Source organism: Flavobacterium sp. (genome assembly GCF_029945805.1).
Taxonomy (GTDB): Bacteria; Bacteroidota; Bacteroidia; order Flavobacteriales; family Flavobacteriaceae; genus Flavobacterium.
The window spans coordinates 96,080-122,598 of sequence record NZ_JAQSDH010000038.1; the positions used below are offsets into that span (position 1 = coordinate 96,080).

Annotated in this window: 23 protein-coding genes; 9 read left to right on the plus strand and 14 right to left on the minus strand. The window is 36.0% G+C overall.

Going from position 1 to position 26,519, the window contains the following annotated elements:
- Nucleotides 1-16 precede the first annotated feature (16 nt).
- The 6 genes from hemB to PSU83_RS10105 all read left to right on the plus strand — a co-directional run bounded on the left by hemB (nucleotide 17) and on the right by PSU83_RS10105 (nucleotide 3,743).
- On the plus strand, nucleotides 17-1,012 hold the full coding sequence (gene hemB / locus PSU83_RS10080) for a porphobilinogen synthase (RefSeq protein WP_300589292.1): 996 nt from the start codon (nucleotides 17-19) through the stop codon (nucleotides 1,010-1,012).
- A gap of 164 nt (nucleotides 1,013-1,176) precedes the next feature.
- Entirely contained in the window at nucleotides 1,177-1,683 is a 507-nt protein-coding gene (locus PSU83_RS10085) for a DinB family protein (protein WP_300589293.1), read from the plus strand.
- 2 nt (nucleotides 1,684-1,685) lie between these two features.
- Nucleotides 1,686-2,057 carry a c-type cytochrome gene (locus PSU83_RS10090; RefSeq protein ID WP_300589388.1) on the plus strand — a complete coding sequence of 124 codons (372 nt, stop codon included), beginning with the start codon at nucleotides 1,686-1,688 and terminating at the stop codon, nucleotides 2,055-2,057.
- A 58-nt stretch (nucleotides 2,058-2,115) separates the two neighbouring features.
- On the plus strand, nucleotides 2,116-2,493 hold the full coding sequence (locus PSU83_RS10095) for a hypothetical protein (protein ID WP_300589294.1): 378 nt from the start codon (nucleotides 2,116-2,118) through the stop codon (nucleotides 2,491-2,493).
- On the plus strand, nucleotides 2,493-2,963 hold the full coding sequence (locus tag PSU83_RS10100; RefSeq protein WP_300589295.1) for a methylated-DNA--[protein]-cysteine S-methyltransferase: 471 nt from the start codon (nucleotides 2,493-2,495) through the stop codon (nucleotides 2,961-2,963). The genes PSU83_RS10095 and PSU83_RS10100 overlap by 1 nt, the downstream gene beginning before the upstream one ends.
- A 66-nt stretch (nucleotides 2,964-3,029) precedes the next feature.
- Nucleotides 3,030-3,743 carry a 3'-5' exonuclease gene (locus PSU83_RS10105; protein WP_300589297.1) on the plus strand — a complete coding sequence of 238 codons (714 nt, stop codon included), beginning with the start codon at nucleotides 3,030-3,032 and terminating at the stop codon, nucleotides 3,741-3,743.
- A gap of 54 nt (nucleotides 3,744-3,797) precedes the next feature.
- Here the strand turns inward: PSU83_RS10105 and PSU83_RS10110 are convergent, their stop codons facing one another.
- Nucleotides 3,798-6,746: a S8 family serine peptidase gene (locus PSU83_RS10110; RefSeq protein ID WP_300589298.1), complete on the minus strand. Its 2,949-nt coding sequence runs from the start codon at nucleotides 6,744-6,746 to the stop codon at nucleotides 3,798-3,800.
- A 194-nt stretch (nucleotides 6,747-6,940) separates the two neighbouring features.
- Here PSU83_RS10110 and PSU83_RS10115 point away from each other — a divergent pair, with 194 nt between their 5' ends.
- Both PSU83_RS10115 and PSU83_RS10120 read left to right on the plus strand, forming a co-directional pair.
- Nucleotides 6,941-8,380, plus strand: coding sequence for a nucleoside recognition domain-containing protein (locus tag PSU83_RS10115; protein WP_300589300.1), 1,440 nt, complete (start codon nucleotides 6,941-6,943; stop codon nucleotides 8,378-8,380).
- Nucleotides 8,381-8,399: 19 nt separating this feature from the next.
- The gene (locus PSU83_RS10120) at nucleotides 8,400-8,798 is read left to right on the plus strand and encodes a hypothetical protein (RefSeq protein ID WP_300589301.1); all 399 of its coding nucleotides are present in this window, start codon (nucleotides 8,400-8,402) and stop codon (nucleotides 8,796-8,798) included.
- Here PSU83_RS10120 and PSU83_RS10125 read toward each other — a convergent pair whose 3' ends face one another.
- The 8 genes from PSU83_RS10125 to PSU83_RS10160 all read right to left on the minus strand — a co-directional run bounded on the left by PSU83_RS10125 (nucleotide 8,799) and on the right by PSU83_RS10160 (nucleotide 19,164).
- Nucleotides 8,799-11,273 (minus strand): T9SS type A sorting domain-containing protein, encoded by a 2,475-nt coding sequence (locus PSU83_RS10125; RefSeq protein WP_300589302.1) that lies wholly within the window; start codon nucleotides 11,271-11,273, stop codon nucleotides 8,799-8,801.
- Between the two features lie 97 nt (nucleotides 11,274-11,370).
- Nucleotides 11,371-12,027: a 3-oxoacid CoA-transferase subunit B gene (locus PSU83_RS10130; RefSeq protein ID WP_300589303.1), complete on the minus strand. Its 657-nt coding sequence runs from the start codon at nucleotides 12,025-12,027 to the stop codon at nucleotides 11,371-11,373.
- Nucleotides 12,028-12,093: 66 nt separating this feature from the next.
- On the minus strand, nucleotides 12,094-12,792 hold the full coding sequence (locus PSU83_RS10135) for a CoA transferase subunit A (protein WP_300589305.1): 699 nt from the start codon (nucleotides 12,790-12,792) through the stop codon (nucleotides 12,094-12,096).
- 145 nt (nucleotides 12,793-12,937) lie between these two features.
- Nucleotides 12,938-15,247: a PBP1A family penicillin-binding protein gene (locus PSU83_RS10140; RefSeq protein ID WP_300589306.1), complete on the minus strand. Its 2,310-nt coding sequence runs from the start codon at nucleotides 15,245-15,247 to the stop codon at nucleotides 12,938-12,940.
- A 5-nt stretch (nucleotides 15,248-15,252) separates the two neighbouring features.
- Nucleotides 15,253-15,738: a gliding motility lipoprotein GldH gene (locus PSU83_RS10145; protein ID WP_300589307.1), complete on the minus strand. Its 486-nt coding sequence runs from the start codon at nucleotides 15,736-15,738 to the stop codon at nucleotides 15,253-15,255.
- A complete protein-coding gene (gene ricT / locus PSU83_RS10150) occupies nucleotides 15,722-17,023 on the minus strand; it encodes a regulatory iron-sulfur-containing complex subunit RicT (protein WP_300589308.1) in 1,302 nt (433 codons plus the stop codon). Before ricT ends, PSU83_RS10145 begins: the two co-directional genes overlap by 17 nt.
- A 158-nt stretch (nucleotides 17,024-17,181) precedes the next feature.
- Nucleotides 17,182-18,540, minus strand: a complete 1,359-nt coding sequence (locus tag PSU83_RS10155; protein WP_300589309.1) for a rhodanese-related sulfurtransferase — start codon at nucleotides 18,538-18,540, stop codon at nucleotides 17,182-17,184.
- Between the two features lie 213 nt (nucleotides 18,541-18,753).
- Nucleotides 18,754-19,164, minus strand: coding sequence for a BrxA/BrxB family bacilliredoxin (locus tag PSU83_RS10160; protein ID WP_300589310.1), 411 nt, complete (start codon nucleotides 19,162-19,164; stop codon nucleotides 18,754-18,756).
- Between the two features lie 317 nt (nucleotides 19,165-19,481).
- On the opposite strand from PSU83_RS10160, the gene PSU83_RS10165 reads away from it, so the two are divergent.
- A complete protein-coding gene (locus tag PSU83_RS10165; protein WP_300589311.1) occupies nucleotides 19,482-22,526 on the plus strand; it encodes a choice-of-anchor I family protein in 3,045 nt (1,014 codons plus the stop codon).
- Nucleotides 22,527-22,637: 111 nt separating this feature from the next.
- On the opposite strand, the gene hisIE is transcribed toward PSU83_RS10165, so the two are convergent.
- The 5 genes from hisIE to hisB all read right to left on the minus strand — a co-directional run bounded on the left by hisIE (nucleotide 22,638) and on the right by hisB (nucleotide 26,512).
- Nucleotides 22,638-23,231: a bifunctional phosphoribosyl-AMP cyclohydrolase/phosphoribosyl-ATP diphosphatase HisIE gene (hisIE, locus tag PSU83_RS10170; protein WP_300589313.1), complete on the minus strand. Its 594-nt coding sequence runs from the start codon at nucleotides 23,229-23,231 to the stop codon at nucleotides 22,638-22,640.
- Nucleotides 23,222-23,980 carry an imidazole glycerol phosphate synthase subunit HisF gene (hisF, locus tag PSU83_RS10175; protein WP_300589314.1) on the minus strand — a complete coding sequence of 253 codons (759 nt, stop codon included), beginning with the start codon at nucleotides 23,978-23,980 and terminating at the stop codon, nucleotides 23,222-23,224. The genes hisIE and hisF overlap by 10 nt, the downstream gene beginning before the upstream one ends.
- Nucleotides 23,974-24,687 (minus strand): 1-(5-phosphoribosyl)-5-[(5-phosphoribosylamino)methylideneamino]imidazole-4-carboxamide isomerase, encoded by a 714-nt coding sequence (gene hisA / locus PSU83_RS10180; protein ID WP_300589315.1) that lies wholly within the window; start codon nucleotides 24,685-24,687, stop codon nucleotides 23,974-23,976. The genes hisF and hisA overlap by 7 nt, the downstream gene beginning before the upstream one ends.
- Before the next feature lie 158 nt (nucleotides 24,688-24,845).
- Nucleotides 24,846-25,424, minus strand: coding sequence for an imidazole glycerol phosphate synthase subunit HisH (hisH, locus tag PSU83_RS10185; RefSeq protein ID WP_300589316.1), 579 nt, complete (start codon nucleotides 25,422-25,424; stop codon nucleotides 24,846-24,848).
- Nucleotides 25,421-26,512 (minus strand): bifunctional histidinol-phosphatase/imidazoleglycerol-phosphate dehydratase HisB, encoded by a 1,092-nt coding sequence (gene hisB / locus PSU83_RS10190; RefSeq protein ID WP_300589317.1) that lies wholly within the window; start codon nucleotides 26,510-26,512, stop codon nucleotides 25,421-25,423. The genes hisH and hisB overlap by 4 nt, the downstream gene beginning before the upstream one ends.
- Between the last annotated feature and the right edge of the window lie 7 nt (nucleotides 26,513-26,519).

The following is a 26,519-nucleotide window of genomic DNA, read 5'->3' on the forward strand; positions in this document are numbered from 1 at the left end:
TTCAAAAATAAAAAATATGTTCCCATTACAAAGAGGCAGACGTTTACGCGTCAACGAATCCATAAGAAGTTTAGTGCGCGAAACCACATTAAGTCCAAGTGACTTTATGTTTCCAATGTTCATTGCAGAAGGCGAAAACTACAAAGTAGAAATTTCATCCATGCCCGGAATTTTCCGTCGGTCGATTGATTTAACCGTTTTAGAAGTTAAAGAATTATTCGATTTAGGAATTCGCGCCGTAAACATTTACGTAAAAGTCGATGAAAGCTTAAAAGACAACACCGGAAAAGAAGCTTGGAACTCAGACGGATTAATGCAACGTGCCATCAAAGCAATTAAAGCTGCTTGTCCAGAAATGATTGTTATGCCAGATGTAGCTCTCGATCCCTATTCACTTTACGGCCACGATGGAATAATTGCAAATGGCGATGTAGAAAACGATTCAACTAATGAAGCCTTAGTAAAAATGGCCGTTTCTCATGCACAAGCTGGAGCCGATTTTGTAGCACCAAGCGACATGATGGACGGACGTGTTTTGCGTTTACGCCAAGGTTTGGATGCTGCAGGTTTCCAAAATGTGGGAATCATGAGTTATTCTGCCAAATACGCGTCCGCATTTTACGGACCTTTTCGCGATGCTTTAGACAGTGCGCCAAGAGAGGCCGACGTCGAAGTGCCAAAAGACAAAAAAACATACCAAATGGATTATGCTAATCGTCTCGAAGCCATCAAAGAAGCCTTAATGGATGTCGAAGAAGGTGCCGATATGGTCATGGTAAAACCTGGAATTGCCTATTTAGACATTGTTCGCGAAGTAAAAAACGCCGTGAATGTTCCGGTAACCGTTTTCCATGTTTCAGGCGAATATGCCATGGTTAAAGCCGCTGCCGAAAGAGGTTGGCTCGATCACGACAAAATTATGATGGAACAATTAATGTGCATTAAAAGAGCTGGAGCAAGCCTAATTTCAACTTATTTTGCTAAAGAAGCAGCAATTTTATTAAATAAATAAAATCATCCTGAGCGCAGTCGAAGGATTAGGAGCTATTTCCAGCTATCCATTACAATCTGTCATTGCGAGGAACGAAGTAATCTCATCAAATATTTGCATCGCAATGTCAGGATTTCCATTTCTATCTGGGCTAGGTATTTTACTAAAATTCAACACATATTCACATGAAAAAATTAATTCTACTATGTTCTTTAATAACTGTAAATATGATTTTTGCACAAGAAATAATTCCAACATTTCTAGAAAAATGGAAAAATTCTAAAGACTATTTAATTGAAGTTGGACAAGCCATGCCCGAAGATAAATACGATTTCAAACCCACTGAAAGAGAAATGACTTTTGGAAAACAATTGCTTCACATTAAAGCTAATATGGATTGGTTGAGTTCTACTTATTTTACAAATTCTCCAAAAAAAGAAAAAGAGGTAGACCAAAAATTATCAAAAGCTGAAATTATTGCCGAACTTGAAAAATCATTTGATGCCGTTTATGAGATAATCAATAAAACAGATCCAAAAAAGTTAAACGAAAACGTAGATTTCTTTGCTGGCCCAAAAACGCGCTATCAAATTTTGAATTTATTGCAAGATCATGTCACACATCATCGCGGTCAAATTTTAGTATATTTGAATTTAAATGGAGTAAAACCTCCAAAATATACAGGTTGGTAATGATGAAAAAAGCACTTTTAGTATTGGTATTTTTAGTTTCTATTTCCTGTAAAAATGACACTAAAGAAAAGGAAGAACAAACAGTTGACGCCTCAGCCGTAAAAGTTTCTGGAAAAGAACTTTTTGAAGGCGAAGGCAATTGCACAGCGTGTCACAAACCCGATCAAAAAATAATTGGACCAAGTTTGGAGGAAATAGCTAAAATTTACAAAGAGAAAAATGGAAGTATTGTTTTGTTTCTTCAGGAGAAAAGTGAGCCCATTGTTGATCCAAGTCAATATGACATTATGAAAACGAATTTCGCCATCACCAAAAGTATGAGCGACGAACAATTACAAGCATTAGAAGATTATATTTATAGTTTTTCAAAGTAAAAACCGTCATTTTTATAGGACTATTTAATGTCTTATCTTTATAGAAATACAATCAGTTATGAAATCAAAAAATATTTTTACGGCATTTTTTTTAGCTGGAACTGTAATGTTGGGATTTTCACAAACAAAATCTACTTTTAAACGTGCAAAAGACAATATTCCGGAAACACTTTTTACACCAACCCAAACAGATACAATTGTTGTCTCTAGTATTGAAATGCTAGGAAAATTAGAATATGAAAATTTTCCTGATGCGTATAAAATTAATTTATTACCGCAAAATTACAGTTGGACAAACGATGCAAGTAGAGCAGAAAGGCTTAAAGATATGGCTTCAGAATTGAGAAGGCAAGATTGTAACGGTCGGGATTTACCAACGAATGTTCATCAAGAAGTCATTCAAAAAGTATATCTAATAAAACCAACAGAACGCTAATGCATAGTGCTTTTATAGAGTCGTCACTCGGAATCACCAAAATTGTTGGCGATGAACAGGGGATTTCAGAAATTTCTATTTTAAGCGAAGGAGAAATTTCTAAAAAAATTCCGAATGAACTTAAAGAATGCGTTCCTCAACTCCAACAATATTTTGATGGACAACGAATGGATTTCACTTTCAAACTAAATCCGGATGGAACCGATTTTCAGCAAAAAGTTTGGCAAGAATTGTTGAACATTCCATTTGGTAAAACCATCTCGTATCTCGATTTATCCAAAAAACTAGGCGATGTAAAAGCCATACGGACTGTGGCTTCCGCCAACGGAAAAAATCCGCTTTGGATTGTGGTTCCGTGTCATCGTGTAATTGGAACAGATGGTTCGTTGACAGGTTATGCCGGTGGTTTATGGCGCAAGAAATGGTTGTTAGAACACGAATGTCCAGCTAAGCAACAATCACTTTTTTAAACTTTTTCTTTCATATTTAATTTAGATTGTTTACTTTTAAGTCGGTAATTTCTTAAATTTAGCAAAATGATAGAAAAGATAAATCTTAATAACATTCTTTTTCTGGATATTGAAACCGTTCCAGAAGAAGAAAATTTCAATATTCTTGATGGTGATATGAAACAACTTTGGGAGCAAAAAACCCAATACCAGAGACGCGATGAATTTACTCCTGAAGAATTCTACGACCGTGCTGGAATCTGGGCCGAGTTCGGAAAGATTGTTTGTATTTCGGTCGGTTATTTTTCCAATAAAAGTGATATTAGAAATTTTCGAGTAACGTCTTTTTTCGGAGAAGAGAAAAAGATTTTAAAGGATTTTTCTAACTTATTAGAGGCACATTTTAATCAGACACAACATGTTTTGTGCGGTCATAATGCTAAGGAATTTGATATTCCGTTTATCGCAAGAAGAATGATTATCAACCAAATAGCGATTCCGAGTAAGTTAAATTTATTTGGTAAAAAACCTTGGGAAATTCCACATTTGGATACTTTAGAATTATGGAAATTCGGAGATTATAAACACTATACTTCGTTAAAATTATTAACTAAAATTTTGGGAATTCCCTCTCCAAAAGGCGACATCGACGGAAGTCAAGTAGCTCATGTTTTTTATGTAGAAAAAGATATTGACCGCATTGTAATTTACTGCGAAAAAGATGTGATTGCAGTGGCTCAAATCTTTCTGCGTTTGCGAAGAGAAGATTTATTGGTAGACGATGAGATTATACATGTATAAAAAAATGCCTTCTCATCCTAGAACGAGAAGGCATTTTACTTTTTTTAAATTCATTTACCTTCTTAATACAATCTTTTTAGAAACAGAACCTTGTTCGTTTTCAATATTTACTAAATAGATGCCATCCTGAAGATTTTCAATACCGAACGAAGTAGTAACTTGATTGGTTTCCACTGAAAGAATTTGTCTTCCTTGCAAGTCATATAGTTTTATAGTCGCAGTTTCAGTTAATCCAGGAATAGCAACATTAACAATTCCTTTCGTTGGATTTGGGTAAATGCTGCTCTCTAAGATTGGGTTTTTAGTTACGCTCAGCACATTTTGCACTCTGCATAAATTAATGCTGAATGAATTTATAGTTCCACCATCACCATTATAAGGATCGTCAACTCGTAATATCCATTGGCCATCAGCAAGTAAGGTGTTTAACGAACTTAAAGTGTCAATAGGAGCGATATTTCCCGTAATAGCAGGAGCACCGACACATGCAGGAGCAGTGCCATCATCATCCATAGTACAGTTAATATTGTCATTATCGCCGCAAGGTTCTTGTAATAAAGTTATAATTGGACTACCTATTGAGGCTGGACCTTCCAAAGTTATGGTCATATCTTGAACGTAAGTATGCGTAATGTTCATGTTTACATTTATATCACCAATAGAATAACCGCCCGTGATTGTTAATGGAACGCTTGCGCCAGAATTGGATACTGATGCGATTGTTGCGTCAGAAAAATCAGTTGCTGTGAAAGTTTGATCACATATCAAAATACCAGTTGAAAACGTATTAACGGCAGCACTTGTAGCATTACCGTTTCCACAATTATTTGATGGGATCACTCTCCAATAATAACGTGAACTTTGGTTTAAACCCGAGATATAAATTGTAGTTCCGTAAACAATCTGATTTGTTACAAAGCTCGTAAAAACAGGAGATTCAGAAATTTGTACAGTGTAACTCAATGCATTTGGCATCTCATCCCAAAGTAAATTAGCTGAAGTTGACACGCCTGATTGTCCATCAGTTGGAGTTTGTAAAGCTACAGAATCAAAAGTTGAATTAAAGACTCTTAACGATCTATACCTTGTTTCTGTATCCGATGAACTTGTGCCTTTAATCCCGATAAAATATTCGTTAGGAATCACGTTGGTTAAACCCGATACTATCATTGTAACAGCACCGCTTGCTGACATTGTTGCAGGAGAAAACGTAGCAGTAGCGCCAGTTGGTAGATCCACAGCAGAAAATGTTGTTGTTCCCGCTCCCGACTGCGTATAGTTAAATGTATAAGTGGCATTTTGATTAGCACAAACTATTAAATCATCAGAATTTGGAGTAATGGCAAATGCTGAGGTTAAACCTGTTATTACTAAAGAATACTTTTGGCTACCTGATACAAGATTTCTTTTGTGTCTTACCGTAATAATATATTGCCCTGCAGTTGGATTGTCGATTTTTACTTGTTCAATATTATCTACGTTATTATCTTCATTTCGTATAGCACCAGAAGTAAGATCAGCAGTTAATTTCCACGGAAAATAAGTTGTTGAATTTGAGACTTTAGTTACTCGAATGTCTAAATCATTTACTAAGGCTGGCGTTGGATCATTTGCAGCTAAGTCACCACCATTGGGCTGACCAGGAAGATCCGTCCAAGAAATGGATGCTAATAAAGGAATTCCACCAGGAGAATTAACAGTCATGGTAAAAATCTGATTATTACTTAAATTTTCTTCTGAAACCCATGAAGACAATCCATTGTTTGTTATCGTTTCAGCTGCTTTTTTAGCATTTAACAATCCCCATCCGAAATTAGGATCAGGGCCAACATTTCCAGCGTCATCAGCCGTGTTACATGCCAGACCTTTTAAAGTTGCAGCGCGCATAAAATTATTGGTTACATTTTTATAGTGCTGTTGTAGTAAAATTAAAGTTCCAGCCACGTTTGGAGAAGCCATCGAAGTTCCAGACATTGTTGTTGTAGCCGAGTTAGTTGTATTACTCGTAGAAGTTACACTAGATCCATTTCCAGTAATGTCTGGTTTTATTCTGTAATCATCAGTCGGTCCTTGACTACTAAAAGAACTGATAGTTATGTTTGATACATTTACTGACCCGTCAGCCGCCACTGGGGCATCTTCACAGCTTGCTACAACTAAAATATTTTTGGCTGTTTTATTGGCTACAAGTTTGTCTAATCCAAACCCAAGAGGTTCAGTATTATTTTCATTATTACCATCATTTCCTGCCGACATCACGGCAAGATAATAAGGCGCATTATACGCAATATCATCCCAAGCATATGCATCATAGGTATAAGAGCCAATGATCCATGAGGGCAAAGTGGTTCCGTTGCTGGTAATTGGAACACCATACGAGTGATTAGAAAGTAGCATTCCGTCTTGTATTTCAGAGATTGCTTCAGATTCATCATCAGTCCAATTGAACGTTCTTGCGTTCGCCTGAAAGGCCATTCCTTTCACCGACGCTGGAGAAGGTCCAGCAATCATTGTCCCAGTAACATGTGTAGCATGAGCAACAGTTGTAGTGTTAGTAGGATCGTCTACTACGGTAGCTCTTCCACCAAAAGCATTGTGTGTTGTTCTTACGTTTCCACCATCCCAAACGCGGGCTGTCATTCCTTGACCGTTTAAGTTTAGTCCAAGTGAACCGCCAGTGTTTAAATGATTCGCTCTTGTTGATTTAGCGGCATTAACATTTTCGGTTGAGTAATAAATAGGAAAACCATCCGGCGAAAGTTTCATTAATTCAGAAATACTTCCATCTTCTTTCACTGTGAGGATGGGCCAACCTTTCGCTAGGGCAGCAGCCACTGCTTTTTCTTTTTCTATACGGGCTCTTTTTTTGTAAAAAGTTTCTTTTTGTTTTAAAAGCGCCAAGTCATAACCACTAGTAATTTTTCTAATATCATCCTTAGTTTGTCCAGAAATTGAACTAACTACAAAAAGAACAGAAAGCACAAATAGGAAATTCTTTTTCATAATTTTAATAAAAATATATTGTATGTAAATAAAAGTTAGCAAATATATAAATCCTGAGATATTTTTTATGTTTTATTGTCAAATTATCACAATAATTAACCATTGTTTAAGATTTTATAAATGAGACAAATAAAATTTGACCTCAATGTTTTATTTCAAAATTGATAAATGTTATATTTACAAAAAAACAACTCATGGTTTTAAGTAGATTTTGGCTGGCTATTTTTGTTTCTTCTATAGCATTTGTTTTATTCAGTTTGTTTGTTGGAAATAGCTATACCATTGATAATGTTTTGAATGGAAAGAAAGACGATCCTATTTTAATTTCTGAAAAATATTTGGAGCAAGTACCAAAATTCGTTATGGATAGTATTAAAAATGCTCCTCAACAGACGATGATTATCAACAGAGATTCACTCAATGCAGATACCACATATGTTTATAAAGCAAAGACTGTTAAAATTTATTCTGGCGTCCAAAAGTCGGATGGATTGTTGCCAACATGTAAAAATAGCTTACTTGATTTAATTATTCCCTTAATTGCTTATTTAGCTTTCTTTTGTGGATTAATGGAATTGCTAATAATTTCTGGAGCTTCTGGAAAATTAGCGAAAGTTCTGAGTCCCGTTTTTGTAAAAGTGTTTCCAAGTATTCCTAAAAATCATCCCTCTATATCCTATATGACCTTAAACTTTGCTGCTAATTTCTTAGGATTAGACTCTGCAGCAACTCCATTTGGACTTAAGGCTATGGAAAGTTTGCAGGAAATAAATCCCGACAAAGACAAGGCAAGTGATGCACAGATTATGTTCATGTGTTTACATGCTTCTGGTCTTACATTAATTGCTACTTCAATTATCGGATACCGCGCAGCTGCTGGAGCAAGCAACCCGGCTGATGTAATGTTGCCCTGTATCATTACTTCTTTTATCGGTACCATTGCCGCTTTTTTAATTGTTGGAGTTAAACAAAAAATTAATTTTAAAAGTGCTTCTTTGGTTGCCGTACTGATGGCGTTAATAGCTGGAATTATTGGAATGTTGATGTATGTAAATCAGTTGGATTTAATTGGTAAAAACTATTTCACTACAAATTTATCTGCTTTGATACTGATTGGAATTATTGCTTTTACCTTGATATTTTCATTCCTGCATGAGAAGAAATTTTCCGAAGCTAAAACTACCGTTTTTGATGCATTTGTAGTGGGAGCAAATAATGGTGTAAAAACAGGAGTTACTATTTTTCCTTATGTTATGGGAATGCTGGTTGCTATTTCTTTATTTAGAAATAGTGGGTTATTTGAAATTATTAGTGAATGGATAGCATTCTTTTTTTCGAATATGGGTGTGAATAAACAAATTACGGATGCCTTACCAGTAGCGATGCTTCGTCCTTTTAGTTCTGCGGGATCCAGAGGATTTTTAATTGATTCAATGAATACGTTTGGGGCCGATTCCTTAACAGCAAGACTGAGTAGTATTTTTCAATGTAGTGCCGAAAGTACTTTTTATGTGATTGCCGTTTACTTTGGTTCCGTAAATATAAAGAACACACGTTATGCCTTAGGAACGATGCTTTTGGTGGATTTAATCTGCGTGATTACAGCAATTTTTGTCGCAACTTGGTTTTTTTAAAATTTTAATACAATTTCAAATGTCATTCACAGAAACATTTTCCGATTTTTATACCAACGTTAAAACTAGTTTAGCTGATGGAACGTTCGCCAAATTAACCTTAGCCAAAACCATTGGGAATACCGACTTGATGAACATTTATGTTCGTCCGATTATAGAAGATGCTGTTTTGAAAATGGAATTGAAATACAAATTCCAGCAGGAAGAGCAAATTGAGATCCATACTATTGATGAAGCTCGAGAGAAATTGGGTTCTTATATCAACAACCCATTTATGTCAGCAATATTGTTCACCACCGAATATGATTTAATGTATAAACTGAATAAAAAGCGAGCCGTGAATATCACAAAACAAGGCAATACTTTCGGAAACGCTTCTGAAGTTTTATTGGACTATCTCTCGGGGAATAAAATTTAACTAGTCTTTTGCAAACTTTGTAACATATTCTTTATCCTGCGCTTTTACTTTAATAACATAAATTCCTGAAGAAAGAGCTTGGACATCAATAGCGGTGTTTTTGGCATTTTTGTTGCCGATTAGTTTTTTTCCGGCTAAATCTGCAATCTCGTAATCAAAATCGTCAAGATTGCCAGGAATGTTTAGGTGGATGTAATCATGAGTTGGATTTGGATACAAAACTAATTTATCAGTAGTGAAATTTTGGTTTGACAAGGTGGAATCCCCACCATTTAATCTTATTAGAGTAGAGGAACCAACCGATTTGTAATTTTCAAAACTTCCGCTGATAAGAATTTTGCCATCAGACTGGAGGTTTAATTTTGAGATATAACTATTATTGTTTCCCATATCAAATCCAGTTCCAATATCAAAAGTTGTGTCAACACTTCCATCAGGATTAAAACGCACCAGATTTTTTAAATAATCATTGACAAAATAACTTCTGTAACCTCCGGCAATTATTTTTCCGTCAGATTGAACTACGATGCTATTTACTGTATTTATGTTGAAACCTGAATTAAAGCTTGTGTCACAACTTCCATCGGTATTAATTCGTACAATTCCCCACGATGAAATAAGATTATAAGAACCAAAATCGCCACCAACTAAAATCTTCCCATCGGGTTGAAAGGATACAGTCCAGGTAGAATTATTAAATCCTTCCCCGACATTGAAAGTTGTATCTACGCTCCCGTTCGATAATAAACGAACAATTCTTTGATATTGCTCACCGTTAAAAAGAGTAAAATCTCCAACCGCTATAATTTTACCATCGGGTTGAATCGCTGCGTATCTAACATTTCCAGAAAAACCAGTCCCAATATTAAAAGTGGCGTCAATTGTTCCATTGCTATTTAGACGTTTTATTTGATTCCCGTTACAAACTAAAATTTTTCCGTCTGCTTGTAAAGTTATCTCACTACCGTAGAAAGAAGGAGAGAAGGTCATGTCCTGACTGCCGTTGGTGTTAAATCGTATAAAAGTAAAATATCCTCCAGTACTACCTGCATAACGAAAAGTTCCCAAAGCGATAATCTTTCCATTGGGTTGCAATAATAATTTACTAATTTGACAATAATCCAAATAGCTAACATTAAATGCAGGGTCTTTAGTCCCATCAGCATTTAATCTTATTAATCCAAGTTCGGTGTGTAATTTGTATAAAGAAAAATTGCCACCAACAATAATTTTCCCATCTGGTTGAATTGCACTTACTGTACTACTATAACCATATGGATTATTAAATCCTGATCCATAGTCAAAAGTGTAATCAACTGAACTATTAGCATTGAATCTAGAAATGTAATTGTAGATATAACTTGAATTACTAGGAGTACTTGAGGTTAAAATTACTTTTTGATCATTTTGAAGTAATAGAACATTTATTCTTGGCGCTCCTATAATAGTAAATGAATTGTCTAATAGGCCAGTTGGACCTATTTTAACGCAATTTGTTTTCGAGATATTATTGTATTTTGAAAATGCACCACCAATAATAAAATTACCCGCGCTGTCCATGGCTATATCATTAATAGTAACGAAATAACCCTCGTATGAAAAACCTGTTCCGATATTTAAAGAAGTATCTACATCTCCAGTTGTTGATAACCGAACGATGTTGTTTTGAGTTACATTTTTATAGGTTGAAAAATTACCTGCAATAACAATTTTTCCATCAGGTTGAATTATGACGGCATTAGGAGTACCTGTTCCAAAACCAACGCCAATAGAAAATGTTAAATCAACAGAACCATCAGAATTAAGTCTAATTATTCTATTTCTTGTGTATCCATTATAATTATCAAAGTTGCCAACGGCCATGATTTTACCGTCTGTCTGAAGTGCAACATCTGTAACGAGATTATTAAATCCAGTACCCGGATCAAATGTAGAGTCTAAGCTACCATCTGAATTAATTCTCACAATATATTTTCTACTTATGGAATTATAGGTAGAAAAACTTCCTGTTAAAATAATTTTACCGTCTGTTTGAATAAGAATAGTGTTTACGCCTGTAATGCCTGAAAATTCACTTATTGTGCTAAAAGTATAATCAGTACTTCCATCACTATTTAACCGAATTACACCATCTTTCAAACCAGCAACAAGGGTGGAATATCCGCCACCAACCAGTATTTTCCCATCAGGTTGAATTGCTATAGAATTTACTTTGTACCAAAAGCTGGTTTCGAGAATAAAATTTGGGTCAACATCTCCGTTTGCAAGAAGCCGGACAAAATAATTACAAACTTTTCCTTTATATTTTGTAAAATTTCCACCAACAAGAATCTTTCCGTCTGGCTGTTTGGCCATTGCATAAATGATGCTGTTAAACCCTGGAATTTCACCAAAAGAAGTGTCAACATCTGCGGCATTCTGTGCTATGCCATTAGCGAAGTTAAAGACAAAAAACAACATCATCAATTTTTTCATAGCAGTGTGTTTAATGTAAAGATACTATTAAATGATAATGCCGCAACTGCAGAAGTATAGATATAAATTAATGATTTTAGTACATTTTAAAGTACTATTAATCAATAACCATTTCTGGAATTTCACCTTCAATAATTAAATCGGCTTCAGTGGAAGCTATAATGTGTTCTACAGAAACGCCTGGAGCACGTTCTAGTAATTTGAAACCTTTTGGGGTTATTTCTAAAACAGCCAATTCGGTTACGACTTTTTTCACACAACCAACGCCTGTTAAAGGCAAAGTGCATCTTTTTAGGATTTTGCTTTCGCCGGCTTTGTTTACGTGCATCATGGCAACAATAATGTTTTCAGCAGAAGCTACTAAATCCATCGCGCCACCCATTCCTTTTACCATTTTACCCGGAATTTTCCAGTTGGCAATATCACCGTTTTCCGCAACTTCCATTGCGCCAAGAATCGTTAAATCTACTTTTTGACTTCGAATCATTCCAAAACTAAAAGCCGAATCAAAGAAACTGGCTCCCGGCAAAGTGGTTATAGTTTGCTTTCCTGCGTTGATAATATCGGCATCTTCTTCCCCTTCAAACGGAAATGGGCCCATTCCGAGCACACCATTTTCACTTTGAAATTCAACTGAAATATCACTGCGAACATAGTTGGCTACCAAAGTTGGAATTCCGATTCCAAGGTTTACGTAATAACGGTCTTGAATTTCTTGTGCTATTCGTTTTGCGATTTCTTCTTTTCCTAACATAATTTTTTTTTTAAACCATTACGGAATTAAGGTTCATTAAGTTTTTCACTGAACACTAAACACTGATTACTTTTTTCTAGTGGTACGTTGCTCAATCCTTTTTTCAAATTTTTCCCCTTTGAATATGCGTTGTACCATAATCCCGGGAATGTGAATTTCATTTGGATTTAACGAACCAACAGGTAATAATTCTTCTACTTCAGCAATGGTAACTTTTCCGGCACCGGCCATGCAAGCATTGAAGTTACGCGCTGTTCCTTTGAAAATAAGATTCCCAGCTTCATCACCTTTCCATGCTTTTACGATAGAAAAGTCCGCTTTATAAGCCAATTCCATGATGTGCATTTTTCCGTTGAATTCGCGGCTTTCTTTTCCTTCGGCGACTTCAGTTCCAAAACCTGCTGGAGTGAAGAATGCTGGAATTCCGGCTTGTGCAGCGCGACATTTCTCAGCTAAAGTTCCTTGCGGAGTTAACTCAACATCTAATTCTCCGGAAAGCATTTGACGTTCGAACTCAGCGTTTTCTCCAACATAGGAAGAAATCATTTTTTTGATTTGCTTTTTCTGCAAAAGCAATCCAAGACCAAAATCATCAACCCCTGCATTATTGGAAATACAAGTTAGGTTTTGAACATCTTTTTTTACTAATTCAGCGATACTATTTTCTGGAATACCGCAAAGGCCAAAGCCACCAAGCATGATGGTCATATTATTTTCAACACCTTGAAGTGCTTCTTGAACGGAATTTACTTTTTTGTTAATCATAGTTGTATTTTTTTAGCCCTGATAGTAGTGGAAATCCTTTTTTTAGATTGGCCGGCGCGTTAGCAAAGACACATCAATCTAAAAAAAGATTGCAACGGATAGCAGGAAATAGCTCCTGAAATAAATTCAAGAGAAATTCTAAATATTAAAGTCCAAATTCTTCTGGATCTTGTTCGTTTTCTGGCGTTACCGCAGTGGAATCGACTTCAACCTTTCTTGGAGCCCAGCAATCTACTTTTATGGAAAGGTTTTCGGGTCTTTCAAAGGGATCTTTGGAGATAAGTAAATCTTTATCTTCATAACATTTCTTCATCATATAACCCCAAATTGGTAGTGCAGCAGTGGCTCCTTGTCCATAAGTAATTCCTTTAAAACGTGCCGAACGGTCTTCACAGCCCACCCAAACGCCGGTCACTAAATTGGGCACCATCCCGATAAACCAACCATCGGATTGATTTTGAGAAGTTCCAGTTTTACCAGCAATTGGATTAGTAAACATGTAGGGATAACCAGTCCAACGATTGTCACCGCTACCGCCGCCTTGGGTTCTCAAACGAACACCAGAACCTTCTTCGGTCACACCTTCTAAAAGTTTAATTACGGCATAGGCAATATCTTTATTCAAAACATCATGCGTTTCTGGAACCGGTTCGTAAAGTATAACACCATTTTTATCTTCAATTCTACTTATGAATTGTGGTTTGATATAAACGCCTTGATTGGCAAAAGTACTGTACGCAGCCACCATATCTTCAACCGTAATTTCAACAGCACCCAATGCAATAGAGGGCTGTACCGGAATTTCTGATTTCACTCCTAATTTTTTGGTCAACGCAACAACCGCTTCCGGACCCACTTTGTCCATTAATTTTGCTGAAACCGTATTGATGGAATTTGCCAAAGCTTTTTTAAGCGTGACCATTCCGCGGTATTTATTGTCTGAATTTTTTGGAGTCCAAGAAGCGGTAACGTGATGTCTTCCTACTGGAATAGTAAACGGAGAATCGATAATCGAATCACACGGCGACATTCCTAATTGTTCGATAGCTGTTGCATAAACAAACGGTTTGAAAGTGGAACCAACCTGACGTGCCCCTTGACCCACGTGATCGTATTGGAAATACTTATAATCAATTCCGCCAACCCAAGCCTTGATATGTCCGGTTTGCGGTTCCATTGACATCACACCAGTTTGAAGAAAATGTTTGTAATACCGAATAGAATCCATAGGCGTCATCAAGGTGTCGATTTCACCATTCCAAGAAAAAACTTTCATTTTGGCTTTAACACTAAATGAAGCAATAATCTCTTCCTCTGATTTATCTAAATCTTTCATCACGCGCCAACGTTCCGAAGATTTCATGGCTTTGTTTAAGATTCGCGTAGTTTCTTCAGGAGTGATTTTTAAAAACGGAGCGTTTTTGTTGTCTTTTTGTTCTGCGAAGAATTGTTTTTGCAAATTTTTCATGTGCGCCGCAACTGCTTCTTCGGCATGTTCCTGAATTTTGGAATCGATGGTCGTATAAATCTTTAAACCATCACTATAAATATCGTAATCGCTACCATCTGGTTTTTTGTTTTCTTTAGCCCAATTTTTCATGTATTCCCGAAGAAATTCTCTGAAATAGGTCGCCGTTCCTTCTTTATGACTTTCGGGATGAAAATCTAAAACGATAGGTTGTTGTCCAAGTTTGTCTTTAGTTGCTTGGTCTAAAATTCCGTTACGAACCATTTGTTCCAAAACCGTATTTCTTCGTAAACGCACTTTTTCCAATCGACGCAATGGATTATAAAGCGAGGGATTTTTAAGCATTCCGACAAACATAGCTGCTTCATCAACGGTTAAATCTCGGGGTTCTTTTCCGAAATACACTTTAGAAGCAGATCGAATTCCAACTGCGGTATTGACAAAATCGGCCTTATTGAGATACATGGCAATGATTTCGTTTTTAGTATACTGGCGTTCTAGTTTAACTGCAATAATCCATTCTTTTACTTTTTGGATGATACGATAAACAAAAAATTTGGAACCTTCACCGTGGAATAATAATTTAGCTAATTGTTGTGTTAACGTACTCGCTCCACCATTAGAACCTAATTGCAAAGCGGCGCCAAACGTTCTTTTAGCGTCAATTCCGGAATGTTCGTAAAAACGTTCGTCTTCAGTTGCGACTAATGCTTTAACTAAATGAGGCGGTAAATCTTCATACTTAATTGGCGTTCTGTTTTCGTTATAAAACTTTCCAATGGTAACACCGTCTGAAGAAATTACTTCAGTTGCCAGATTTGATTCTGGATTCTCTAAATCTTCAAAAGAAGGCATGCTTCCAAAAAAACCGAACGAAGCCAAGGTAAAAAACAAGATGAGTATTCCAAGTCCGTATAAAAACAACTTCCAAAATTGCTTTTTGTAGTAGTTGATGTCTTTGACTGAAGAATTATTTTTTTGTGCCATAATTTTTATTCTGTAGATTCTATTCTGAAACCAACATCTAAAATGCCAGAAAGCGTAGTTACACCTTCAATTTTTCCAGTTTGTCTGGTTGCTTGTTTGATGTGAATTTTATAAATCCCTTTTTGAGTGAAGTTTACTTTGTCTTTATAAAAAAGCTTACTTTCTTTAATATCTGAAAAGCCATCTCCGAGAAGTTGGCCATCTGGATCCGTCATTTGGTACTCCAATGTATCGACTTTAACTTTATGATTGGGCTGCTCTAAAGAAACAATTAAAAACAAATTATTGAATGGATAAGCATCATTATCTCGAACATTTACGTACATATTGAATGACTTTTTCGGATCCAATTTTGGCAATTCAAAAGTCACTATACTGTCTTTATGCCATGCATTTCCAACAGATTTATATTGGTCAAAAACTCTTTTTTTATCGCAGGAAACAACCAAGAGCAGCACTAAAATAAAAAGGATGCTATTCTTTATTTTCATTCTTTTTTATAATTATAGGTTTTTTATCTTGTGGCTTTGGTTTGTTATTTTGTTTTGGATTCTTTACTTGTCCTTGAATTGGCGCTGGGTTTTGTCCTTGGTTTTGGTTCGGAGTTTGCGCTTGATTTTGGTTTGAAATTGGAGTAGCGACTTTAATTTTACTTTTATTTCGGCTCTTATTTTTACTCTTTTTGGGTTGATCAAATCGAGTCAAACTTTCTTGGCCCATCGCATTATTAAAATCTTTTTCAGGCTCAGCAACAGTCTCAATGGCAAAATCTTCGAGAGAACTTACTTTTTTACTTTGTTTGTTTTCCGCCATTATTTCTTTGACTTGTTCAATATTCAACACATGCCAATTAGCAAAATTATCAGTGTAAGCGAACCACATCAGGCCTTTGAAAATATCTTGTTTCTGGCAAATCGCATCGCCTTTTTCTGTTTTTAATTTGGTTTCAAAATCAGGAAAACCTTTTAACGCATCCATGTAGGTGTCTAATTCATAGTTCAGACAACACTTTAATTTTCCGCATTGTCCGGCTAATTTTTGTGGGTTCAAAGACAATTGTTGGTACCGTGCTGCCGATGTATTTACACTTCTGAAATCCGTTAACCAAGTAGAACAACACAGTTCACGTCCACAAGAACCAATTCCGCCTAAACGCGCTGCCTCCTGACGCAATCCAACCTGTTTCATTTCAATTCTCGTATTGAAAACACGCGAATAATCCTTGATTAAAAGTCGGAAATCCACTCGATCGTTTGCAGTATAGTAAAAAGTCACTTTAGAACCATCGCCTTGATATTCGATATCCGAAATTTTCATTTCTAATTTGTGAGTAATTGCCAATTCACGGGCTTTCACCTTCATTGGTTCTTCTTTATCTCGGGATTCACTCCAAATATCAATATCTTTTTGAGAAGCTTTCCGGTATATTTTAGCCACATCTGGACTAGTATGATTTACCCCTTTTTTCTTCATTTGGATTTTTACCAACTCACCAGTCAACGTGACTATTCCAACATCATGGCCGGGAGAAGCTTCAGTAGCGACAATATCTCCAATACTTAATGTTAGTTTTTCGGTGTTTCGGAAAAACTCTTTTCTTCCGTTTTTGAAACGTATTTCAACGCAGTCAAACGGAGTTTCACCATTAGGTAAACTCATGTTCGCTAACCAATCAAAAACGGTTAATTTGTTGCAGCTATCGGTGCCGCAAGTCCCATTATTTTTGCACCCTTTTGGTGCACCACCATCAGATGTAGAACAACTTTGACAAGCCATAATTATATATAGAGTGTTGCGAAAAGCAACTTATAATTCATAAAACGATTAATTGGTAAAGATAGTATTTTAAAAAAATAAATTACAATAAAAAAACTCCAAATTCAAAGTGATATTTTTCACCCGAAATTGGAATTTTATGTCAAAAAGCAAAAATTTTACGAAATAATTTTAAACAATTTATCGGACAAACGAATTCGGAAAGGCAAATTTATGGTGACTTTATCTCTGGGTTTAGCACGAGAATTTTCACTGCCGTTGACAAACATTTTTTCAATAACAATTTCTTGGTTTCCAGTGGTCGGCCCCGAAATTAGTATTTTGTCACCAATAGCTAAATCTTGATTTTCGATGCTAAAAAGTCCAATTTGTGCTTTTACATAATAATGTTCGGCTTTTCCAATCAAGACTTTTTTTACTTTTATTTTTTTACGAATATCTTTTGGTTTTTCGACTGTAGCCAATGATGTATCTGAAAGTACCCCCGAATGTTTGAACAACAGTTTATCCGATTTTCCTTTTCTGAAAATCATATTTCCGTTTTTCACTCCGCGACGCAATGTTACTTGATCCACCAATGACATATGAATTATTTCCTGACATTCAGCAGAACAACAGTTTTCCATAGCGGCTTTGCATTCGTCACATTGAATGAATAATAAATGGCAGCCTTCATTTTCGCAATTGGTGTGATTGTCACAGGGTTTACCACATTGATGGCATTGCGAAACGATATCGTCCGTAATTCGTTCGCCTAAACGATGATCAAAAACGAAATTTTTCCCAATGAATTTGCTTTCTATATTTTCTTCTTGAATTTGTTTGGCATAATTGATAATGCCGCCTTCCAACTGAAATACATTTTTAAAACCTTGATGTTTGAAATAGGCCGAAGCTTTTTCGCAACGAATTCCACCCGTGCAATACATCACTAAGTTTTTATCTTCTTTAAAGTCTTTTAATTGCTCGTTGATTATCGGCAAACTTTCTCTAAAAGTTTCTACATCAGGTGTTGCGGCGCCTTTAAAATGACCAATTTCACTTTCGTAATGATTTCTAAAATCGACTACAATCGTGTTTGGATCTTCTAAAATTTGGTTGAATTCTTTCGCTTTTAAATGAACGCCGATATTAGTAACATCAAAGGTTTCGTCGTTTAAACCATCGGCGACAATTTTGTCACGAACTTTTATAGTCAGTTTCAAAAATGAATGATCATCGTGTTCTACCGCAACATTCAAACGAATATTTTTCATGAAATCGTAGATTTCTAAAGTTTCACGAAAAGCTTCCATATTTTCGGCAGGAATACTTATTTGAGCGTTGATCCCTTCCTTTGCAACATACGTTCGGCCTAAGGCATCGAGTTTATTCCATTCGATAAATAAATCGTCGCGAAATTGTTTTGGATCTTTAATTTTGGCATACGCATAGAAAGACAACGTAAGGCGTTGCTTGCCCGCTTGGTCAATAAGCTCGGCTCTTTCTTCTGCGCTTAAGGTGTTATACAGTTGCATGCTATAAACGTTTTAAGTGAGAAATAAATTTTGAACTCTAAATGGAAGAATTCGGGTGTAAAGATAATAAAATAAGTTAAAAGGGATTAGGCAAAAGGGATATGTAGACTACTTATCCCTTTTGACTCTTCTCTTATCCCTAAAATTTATATCCAATAAAAAAACCTTTCAGAACTAAATCCAAAAGGTTTCCTTAGAAAATCTTATTTCTGATTAACAGAATTCTGCGTAAGCGTCTTTCAAGTTTTCGGCAATCATTTCAGCCGGACGACCTTCAATGTGGTGGCGTTCTAACATGTGAACCAATTCTCCATTTTTGAACAACGCCATACTTGGTGATGACGGAGGAAAAGGAAACATGTGTTGACGTACTGCATCAACAGCATCTTTGTCAACACCAGCAAAAACGGTTACTAAATGATCCGGTTTTTTTGCTCCGTCTAAACTCATTTTTGCTCCTGGACGTGCGTTTCTTGCCGCACAACCACAAACGGAATTTACAACCACAAGTGTTGTACCGTCTGCTTTTATAGCGCTTTCTACATCTTCTGCATTATATAAATCTTGAAAACCAGCTTCTGAAAGTTCAGCGCGCATTGGTAATACCATTTCTTCTGGATACATATTTTTAAATTTACGAATTAGGATTTACGAATTAGGATTTAAAAATCCCACACAAAGGTAATGAGAATTTCAAGCTTTTATTTTAAAGAAATCATAAAGATTTACTATTCAGTGATAGAAAAAGGCAAAATTGATATGAACTTTATTTTATCTTTAAACTATAATTAACTTAAAAAAAACATTGGGTAAAAACATTGTTAAAAGCTAACATTAACTTAAAGCAAAACGACAGTAAAGTTAAAAGAAGGTTGTTTTTTATCTAACATGAATTTAGAAATAGTGTATCAATTTTGTGGGAACAAAAAAACAACACTATCATGTCTAAAAACTACTTTTCTAAAGGACTTTGCATCCTTTTATTTATTCTAACGGTGCCTTTTTCCTATGGACAAACAGTACTGCATTACTGGAACTTCAACAACAACACTTCTATAGCAACCATTACAACTCCTACAACTTCTATTGTTTCTGGAGCATCAATTAATGCGTCCATAACAGGAATTAGCGTAATTGATTTTGCTGGAGGAACGGGTCAAAATTTCAGTGTACTAAATTTAAATGCTCAAAATAGTGATGTTTCAGGAACGCATTTGCGTTTTAATGATCCTATAGGAAGCGCTTTGATTTTTGCTTTGCCAACTTCAGGTTATGAAAACATTATTGTAAAATTTGCCACAAGACGTTCAGGTTCAGGTGCTGGTTCGCAAACATGGTCGTATTCTACTGATGGGACAAATTATACTTTGTTTACAACAATACTTCCAAATAATGGCGACCCGGCTTTGGCAACTTTAGATTTTTCTGCTATCGCTACGCCGGATAATAATCCGAACTTTAAATTAAAAGTTGAATTTAGTGTTGGTTCTGGCGGAACAGCTGGCAACAATCGTTTTGACAATTACACCGTGCAAGGAAGTCCGGTTGGAGGAGCTGATACCACCGCGCCAATAGTTGCTTTTCTTCCTTTGAATGCTGCAGTAAATGTGGCTACAACTGTAACCCCAACACTATCCTTCAATGAAAACATCAGGTTAACTGACGATTCTGTAATTACGAATTCCAATGTTGATGCATTGGTAGAATTAAGATTGAACAATGCCACCGGAACTTTAGTGCCATTCGACGCAACAATTTTAGGCAACACGATTACAATTGCGCCAACATTATCTTTAGCTACTAGTCAGGTTTATTATGCTGCCTTGTTGCCAAATACTATTGAAGACGAAAGTAACAACGCCATTATTACAACCCAATCAGCCTTGTTTACAACTGCAAATCCAAGTGTTGCTTTTGCATCAAATTTTGTGACCGTTAATGAATCTGCCGGAACAGTAAGTGTGATTATTAATTTGGGAAGTCCGGCCACTTCGTCCGTTGATTTGGTTGTAAAAACAGCGCCATTCAGTACAGCTGATTCAAACGATTTTACGTTGACAACTCAAACCTTAAATTTTACAGGGTCGAGTGCTTTAACACAAACGATAACAATTCCAATTATTGATGATGTTTTGGAAGAGCAACAGGCAGAATATTTTGTGCTGAGTTTGGAAAATTCGGTTGGAGTAACAATTACAGGAACCCCATCAGCAACTGTTTATATTATAGACAACGACAGATTGGCTCCAAGTCCGTCAAATCAAATCGAACTAAATTACATTGGAAGTTTTGATCCATCAGGCAGCAATACAAGCACTTGCGAAATTGTAGTTCATGATCCAGCATCACAACGATTGTTCACAACAAGTGCTATCGCTGGATTTTTAGATGTAATAAATTTTTCAGACCCAACGGCACCTGCAGTAATAAATTCTATCAACATGAATAGCTATGGCGGTGTAACTAGCGTTGCCGTAAAAAACGGAATTGTAGCTGTGGCTTCGCCAAATGCTGATGAAACTTTGAATGGTTCGGTAGTGTTTTTTGATACCAACGGAACTTTCTTAAAACAAGTTACGGTTGGTGCCTTGCCAGATATGATAACCTTTTCACCAGATGGGAATAAAGTGATGACAGCAAATGAAGGTCAGCCGAATGCTGATTATTCTGTTGATCCAGAAGGTTCGGTGAGCGTCATTGATATTTCAGGCGGAATTCCAGCCTTGACACAAGCCAATGTAACCAATTTATTATTCACAGCTTACAATGCACAGGAAGCTACATTAATTGGATCAGGTGTTCGAAAATTAAAAACGACTAGCACGATGTCGCAGGATTTTGAACCGGAATACATTACCATAAGTGCCGATTCTCAAAAAGCTTGGGTAACGTTACAGGAAAATAATGCGATTGCCGAAATCAATTTGGCGACAACTTCAATTGCCGATATTTGGGCATTAGGAACCAAAGACGTGAGCATCCCAGGAAACGGATTTGACATTTCAGATAACAATGGTCAAGTACTAATTGCCAATTGGCCAATTCAGGCATTTTATATTCCGGATGCAGTTGCCAATTATGTTGTTGGAGGAACAAATTTCTTAGTTACGGCTAATGAAGGGGACGAAAAAGAATATGGAAGTTTTACTGAAAGAACGACCGTTGGAGCTGCAGCTTATACGCTTGATCCTGTCATTTTTCCAAATGCTTCTGTATTGAAACAAACTTATAATATGGGACGTTACAGAGTTACCAACCTTAATGGCAATACCGATGGAGATGCTCAATTTGAAACCATCAATGCAGTGGGAACACGCTCATTCTCTATTTTTAACACAACTACTAAACAGTTGGTTTTTGATAGTGGTGATGATTTTGAAATGTATACTGCAGCTAATTTTCCAACTATTTATAATGCAGACCATGAAGATAACGTAGCAAAAGGAAGAAGTCGCGCTAAAGGTCCAGAACCAGAAGGTGTAACTGTAGCGCATATTGGAACTGAAACTTTTGCTTTTATTTCTCTGGAAAGAGTTGGTGGCGTTATGGTTTACAATATTACAGACCCAAACAATGCCACTTTTGTAGATTATAAAAACAGTAGAAGTACGTCTGCTTATGCCGGAGATCATGGTCCGGAAGGAATAACTTATATAGCTCCGGAAAACAGCCCAACTGGATTTCCTTATATTTTAGTTGCCAATGAAATAAGTGGGACCATTACGATTTTTGAAGTGGATACAAACAGTTTATCAACTCCGATTTTTGAAAATAACCCAAAAACATTTGTATTGTTTCCAAATCCAACGGCAGCAAATGGAATAGTGTATTTTAACCGAACTGCCGATGTTGAAGTGTATGACATTTCAGGAAAATTAGTGCTTTCTCAAAAAGAAGCACAAACTATCAATACAAAAGACTTGTCGACGGGAATTTACTTAGTAAAAACCAATGAAGGAATTACAAAGAAGTTAATTATTAAATAATAAAAGTTAGTTCATCTTACAGAAAAACCTCCAATTTAAATTGGAGGTTTTCTTTTTTAAAACCAGAACTATTCTGATGAGTAACACACAGAAAAGGGATTATAATAAAAATTATTTAACCCTATTTCTTTCTTTCAATATTGCTTCTACATCATTTAAAGAAAACCCTTTTACTTGCAACAAAAGCAAATAATGGTACATCAAATCGGCAGCTTCATTCAGAAACAAATCGGGGTTATCGTCTTTGGCTTCAATTACTAATTCTACCGCTTCTTCCCCTACTTTTTGAGCGACTTTATTAATGCCTTTCTGCACTAAAGAAACCGTGTAGGAATTTGGATCATTGCTCTCAATTCGAGCTTTTAAAGTGTTTTCCAATTGATATAAAAAAGTAGTTTCATTCGTTGTTGCAAAACACGAATCAGTTCCATTATGACATGTTGGACCTTTTGGTTTTGCCATAATCAGAATAGTATCATCATCGCAATCTTTATAAATGGAAACGACTTCTAAAAAATTCCCTGAAGTTTCCCCTTTGGTCCACAGTCGGTTTTTACTTCTACTGAAAAAAGTTACGCGCTTTTCTGATTTTGTTTTTTCATACGCTTCGTCATTCATATACCCCAACATTAACACTTGCAAGGTTTGAAAATCCTGAATGATTACGGGAATTAAACCCTCTGATTTATTGAAATTTATAGGCATCGAACTGGAATTTTTTGAGTTTGTAAATAGGTTTTAAGTTCCGATATGGAGACTTCATTATAATGAAAAATACTCGCTGCTAATCCGGCACTGGCATCGGTTTTAGAAAATAATTTGGCAAAATCTTCGACACTTCCTGCGCCACCAGAAGCAATTACTGGAATGGAAACGGCTTTGCTAATTTGGTCGGTTATTGCTAATGAAAATCCTTTTTTCTCGCCATCGTTATTCATCGAAGTTAATAAGATTTCACCTGCGCCTAATTGAGTCACTTTTTTTGCCCAATCAATCGCTTTCCAATCGGTTTTTTCTGTTCCACCTTTGACGAAAACAAACCAATCATTTTCTACATTTTTTACATCAATAGCAACGACTACAAATTGACTTCCGAATTCGTTTGCCAAGTCAGTAATTAGAGTTGGATTTTTTACGGCAGCCGAATTAATACTGACTTTATCAGCACCATTTTGAACCATAATTTTGGCATCGGCAACCGAATTTATTCCGCCGCCAACCGTAAACGGAATGCTGATTTTGTGTGCAATTTGATTAACCAAATCAGCCAATGTTTTTCGGTTTTCCAATGTCGCGCTGATGTCTAAAAAGACCAATTCGTCAGCCCCATTTTCAGAATAAAATTGTGCTAACTCGAGCGGATTTCCGGCATCTTTCAACCCTTCAAATTGAACGCCTTTCACCACGCGACCATTTTTAATATCCAAACACGGAATGATACGTTTCTTTAACATAATTTCATTAGTTCTTTTAAATCAATAGTGTTTTCATAAATCGCTTTTCCAATGATAGCGCCTTCGCAACCCAGTTCTTTCAGTTTTAAAACATCCTCAATTGTAGTAATTCCGCCGCTGGCAATAAGTTTTACTTTAGACTTTTTTAAAATTTCTTGGTACAATTCAAATGATGGTCCGTTTAGCATGCCATCTTTTTCAATATCAGTTGAGATTACATATTGAACGCCTTTTTTTTGGTACTCCAAAATAAAAGCTACCACATCTGTTTCCGAAGTTTCTAACCAACCCTGAGTAGCAATTTTTCGATTTAGTGCATCTGCACCGAGAATGATTTTGTCTGCACCAAATTTTTCAATCCATTCTATAAATAAGGGTGGATTTTTATACGCGATACTTCCTCCTGTAATTTGATTGGCACCATTTTCAAAAGCAATTTCAAGGTCTTTATTTTGCTTAATTCCGCCACCAAAATCTATTGTCAAATTCGTTTTGGTTGCAATTTGATACAACACTTTATGATTAATAATCGTGCTAGATTTTGCACCGTCCAAATCGACTAAATGCAAATAGTGAACGCCATTATCTTCAAAAAATTTGGCGACTTCAAGCGGCTTTTCGTTGTATATTTTTTGGGTTGCATAATCGCCTTTCGATAACCGAACACATTTTCCATCGATGATGTCTATTGCTGGAATGATTCTCATAATTTTATCTTTTTATTACCTATAAAATTCATTGTCAAATTTGTAAAGGCTGCTTTATAGTTAATTATTTAAGGATTGTCACGCTGAGTTTGTCGAAGTGCTTCAAAACTGTCTTCGACAAGCTCAGACTGACATTTGAATTCTAATTGAAAGTTGTTTTATAAATTCAGAAAATTTAATAAAAGTTGCTCACCAATTTTTGATGATTTCTCTGGATGAAATTGCGTCGCATAAAAATTATCTTTTTGCATCGACGCGCTAAACGGCTGGATATAATCACAAATGGACGTTGTCGATGCTCCGAGTTCCGCATAAAAACTGTGCACAAAATAAAAATCAACATCGTTTGCAATTCCGTTAAATAATTCCGAATTCCGATTGCTCAAATTATTCCAACCCATGTGTGGCACTTTTTCTTTGGCTTCAAATTTTTTCACATTCACATCAAAAATTCCTAAGCATTCGGTATCGTTTTCTTCTGAGAAATTACACATCAATTGTTGCCCTAAACAAATTCCAAGAACTGGTTGTTTTAGATTTTTAATCACTTCATCTAATTTTCGTTCTTTTAAATACTTCATCGCCGAACTTGCTTCACCAACACCAGGAAAGATTACTTTTTCTGCTGATTTTAATTCGTTTTCATCATCGGTAACTATGCAAGAAAAACCCAATCTTTCGACTGCATTTTTCACCGATTGAATGTTGCCAGCGTTATATTTTACTATTGTTATCATAACATTCCTTTGGTGCTTGGAATGGTATTGGAACCATCTTTTTTAACGGCTATTTTTAATGTTCGGGCAAAAGCTTTGAAGATTGATTCTATTTTGTGGTGTTCGTTTTCGCCTTCACATTTAATGTTTAAATTGCATTTGGCGCCATCGGTAAACGATTTAAAAAAGTGGGAGAACATTTCAGTTGGCATTTCGCCAATTTTTTCTCTTTTAAATTCTGCCTCCCAAACCAACCAAGATCTTCCGCCAAAATCGAGTGCTACTTGCGCCAAACAATCGTCCATTGGAAGCAAAAATCCGTAACGTTCAATGCCTTTTTTGGAACCCAACGCCTTGGCAAAAACTTCACCCAAAGCAATACCAACATCTTCAATCGTGTGGTGTTCGTCAACATATAAATCGCCTTTTACTTCAATATTTAAATCCATAGCTCCGTGTTTGGCAATTTGCTCTAACATGTGATCAAAAAAACCTAAACCCGTTTGAATGGTACTTTTTCCGCTTCCATCTAAATTCAATTCAATTTCAATTTTGGTTTCGTTGGTGTTTCTAATGACAGTTGCAGTTCTCGGTTGCAGACTAAGAAATTTATAAATTTCTTGCCATGAAGTTGTCGTTAAACTAGCTTTTTCTTCAACGTCAGATGAAATATAAATAGACTGACAACCTAAATTTTCCGCCAATTGCACATCAGTCATTCTATCACCGATGACGAACGAATTTTTCAAGTCATAATTTCCTTTGATGTAGTGTTGCAATAATCCAATTCCGGGTTTTCGGGTTGGCAAATTTTGTTCGGCAAATGAATTGTCAATTAGTATTTCACTAAAAATAATTCCTTCGTTTTCAAATGCTTGAATTATCTTGTTTTGTGTTGGCCAAAAGGTGTTTTCCGGAAAAGAATTTGTTCCCAATCCGTCTTGATTAGTGACCATCACCAATTCATAATCCAATTCAGTAACAATCCGCGACAGATATTGAAAAACTTTTGGGTAAAACTCCAATTTTTCTAAGGAATCCAATTGAAAATCGATTGGTGGTTCGATGACCAAAGTGCCGTCTCTATCTATAAATAATACTTTTTTCATAAATGTT

Coding starts and splice junctions, on each gene's coding strand:
- hemB (WP_300589292.1), top strand. CDS start 17: ATGTTCCCATTACAAAGAGGCAGACGTTTACGCGTCAACGAATCCATA.
- PSU83_RS10085 (WP_300589293.1), top strand. CDS start 1,177: ATGAAAAAATTAATTCTACTATGTTCTTTAATAACTGTAAATATGATT.
- PSU83_RS10090 (WP_300589388.1), top strand. CDS start 1,686: ATGAAAAAAGCACTTTTAGTATTGGTATTTTTAGTTTCTATTTCCTGT.
- PSU83_RS10095 (WP_300589294.1), top strand. CDS start 2,116: ATGAAATCAAAAAATATTTTTACGGCATTTTTTTTAGCTGGAACTGTA.
- PSU83_RS10100 (WP_300589295.1), top strand. CDS start 2,493: ATGCATAGTGCTTTTATAGAGTCGTCACTCGGAATCACCAAAATTGTT.
- PSU83_RS10105 (WP_300589297.1), top strand. CDS start 3,030: ATGATAGAAAAGATAAATCTTAATAACATTCTTTTTCTGGATATTGAA.
- PSU83_RS10110 (WP_300589298.1), bottom strand. CDS start 6,746: ATGAAAAAGAATTTCCTATTTGTGCTTTCTGTTCTTTTTGTAGTTAGT.
- PSU83_RS10115 (WP_300589300.1), top strand. CDS start 6,941: ATGGTTTTAAGTAGATTTTGGCTGGCTATTTTTGTTTCTTCTATAGCA.
- PSU83_RS10120 (WP_300589301.1), top strand. CDS start 8,400: ATGTCATTCACAGAAACATTTTCCGATTTTTATACCAACGTTAAAACT.
- PSU83_RS10125 (WP_300589302.1), bottom strand. CDS start 11,273: ATGAAAAAATTGATGATGTTGTTTTTTGTCTTTAACTTCGCTAATGGC.
- PSU83_RS10130 (WP_300589303.1), bottom strand. CDS start 12,027: ATGTTAGGAAAAGAAGAAATCGCAAAACGAATAGCACAAGAAATTCAA.
- PSU83_RS10135 (WP_300589305.1), bottom strand. CDS start 12,792: ATGATTAACAAAAAAGTAAATTCCGTTCAAGAAGCACTTCAAGGTGTT.
- PSU83_RS10140 (WP_300589306.1), bottom strand. CDS start 15,247: ATGGCACAAAAAAATAATTCTTCAGTCAAAGACATCAACTACTACAAA.
- PSU83_RS10145 (WP_300589307.1), bottom strand. CDS start 15,738: ATGAAAATAAAGAATAGCATCCTTTTTATTTTAGTGCTGCTCTTGGTT.
- ricT (WP_300589308.1), bottom strand. CDS start 17,023: ATGGCTTGTCAAAGTTGTTCTACATCTGATGGTGGTGCACCAAAAGGG.
- PSU83_RS10155 (WP_300589309.1), bottom strand. CDS start 18,540: ATGCAACTGTATAACACCTTAAGCGCAGAAGAAAGAGCCGAGCTTATT.
- PSU83_RS10160 (WP_300589310.1), bottom strand. CDS start 19,164: ATGTATCCAGAAGAAATGGTATTACCAATGCGCGCTGAACTTTCAGAA.
- PSU83_RS10165 (WP_300589311.1), top strand. CDS start 19,482: ATGTCTAAAAACTACTTTTCTAAAGGACTTTGCATCCTTTTATTTATT.
- hisIE (WP_300589313.1), bottom strand. CDS start 23,231: ATGCCTATAAATTTCAATAAATCAGAGGGTTTAATTCCCGTAATCATT.
- hisF (WP_300589314.1), bottom strand. CDS start 23,980: ATGTTAAAGAAACGTATCATTCCGTGTTTGGATATTAAAAATGGTCGC.
- hisA (WP_300589315.1), bottom strand. CDS start 24,687: ATGAGAATCATTCCAGCAATAGACATCATCGATGGAAAATGTGTTCGG.
- hisH (WP_300589316.1), bottom strand. CDS start 25,424: ATGATAACAATAGTAAAATATAACGCTGGCAACATTCAATCGGTGAAA.
- hisB (WP_300589317.1), bottom strand. CDS start 26,512: ATGAAAAAAGTATTATTTATAGATAGAGACGGCACTTTGGTCATCGAA.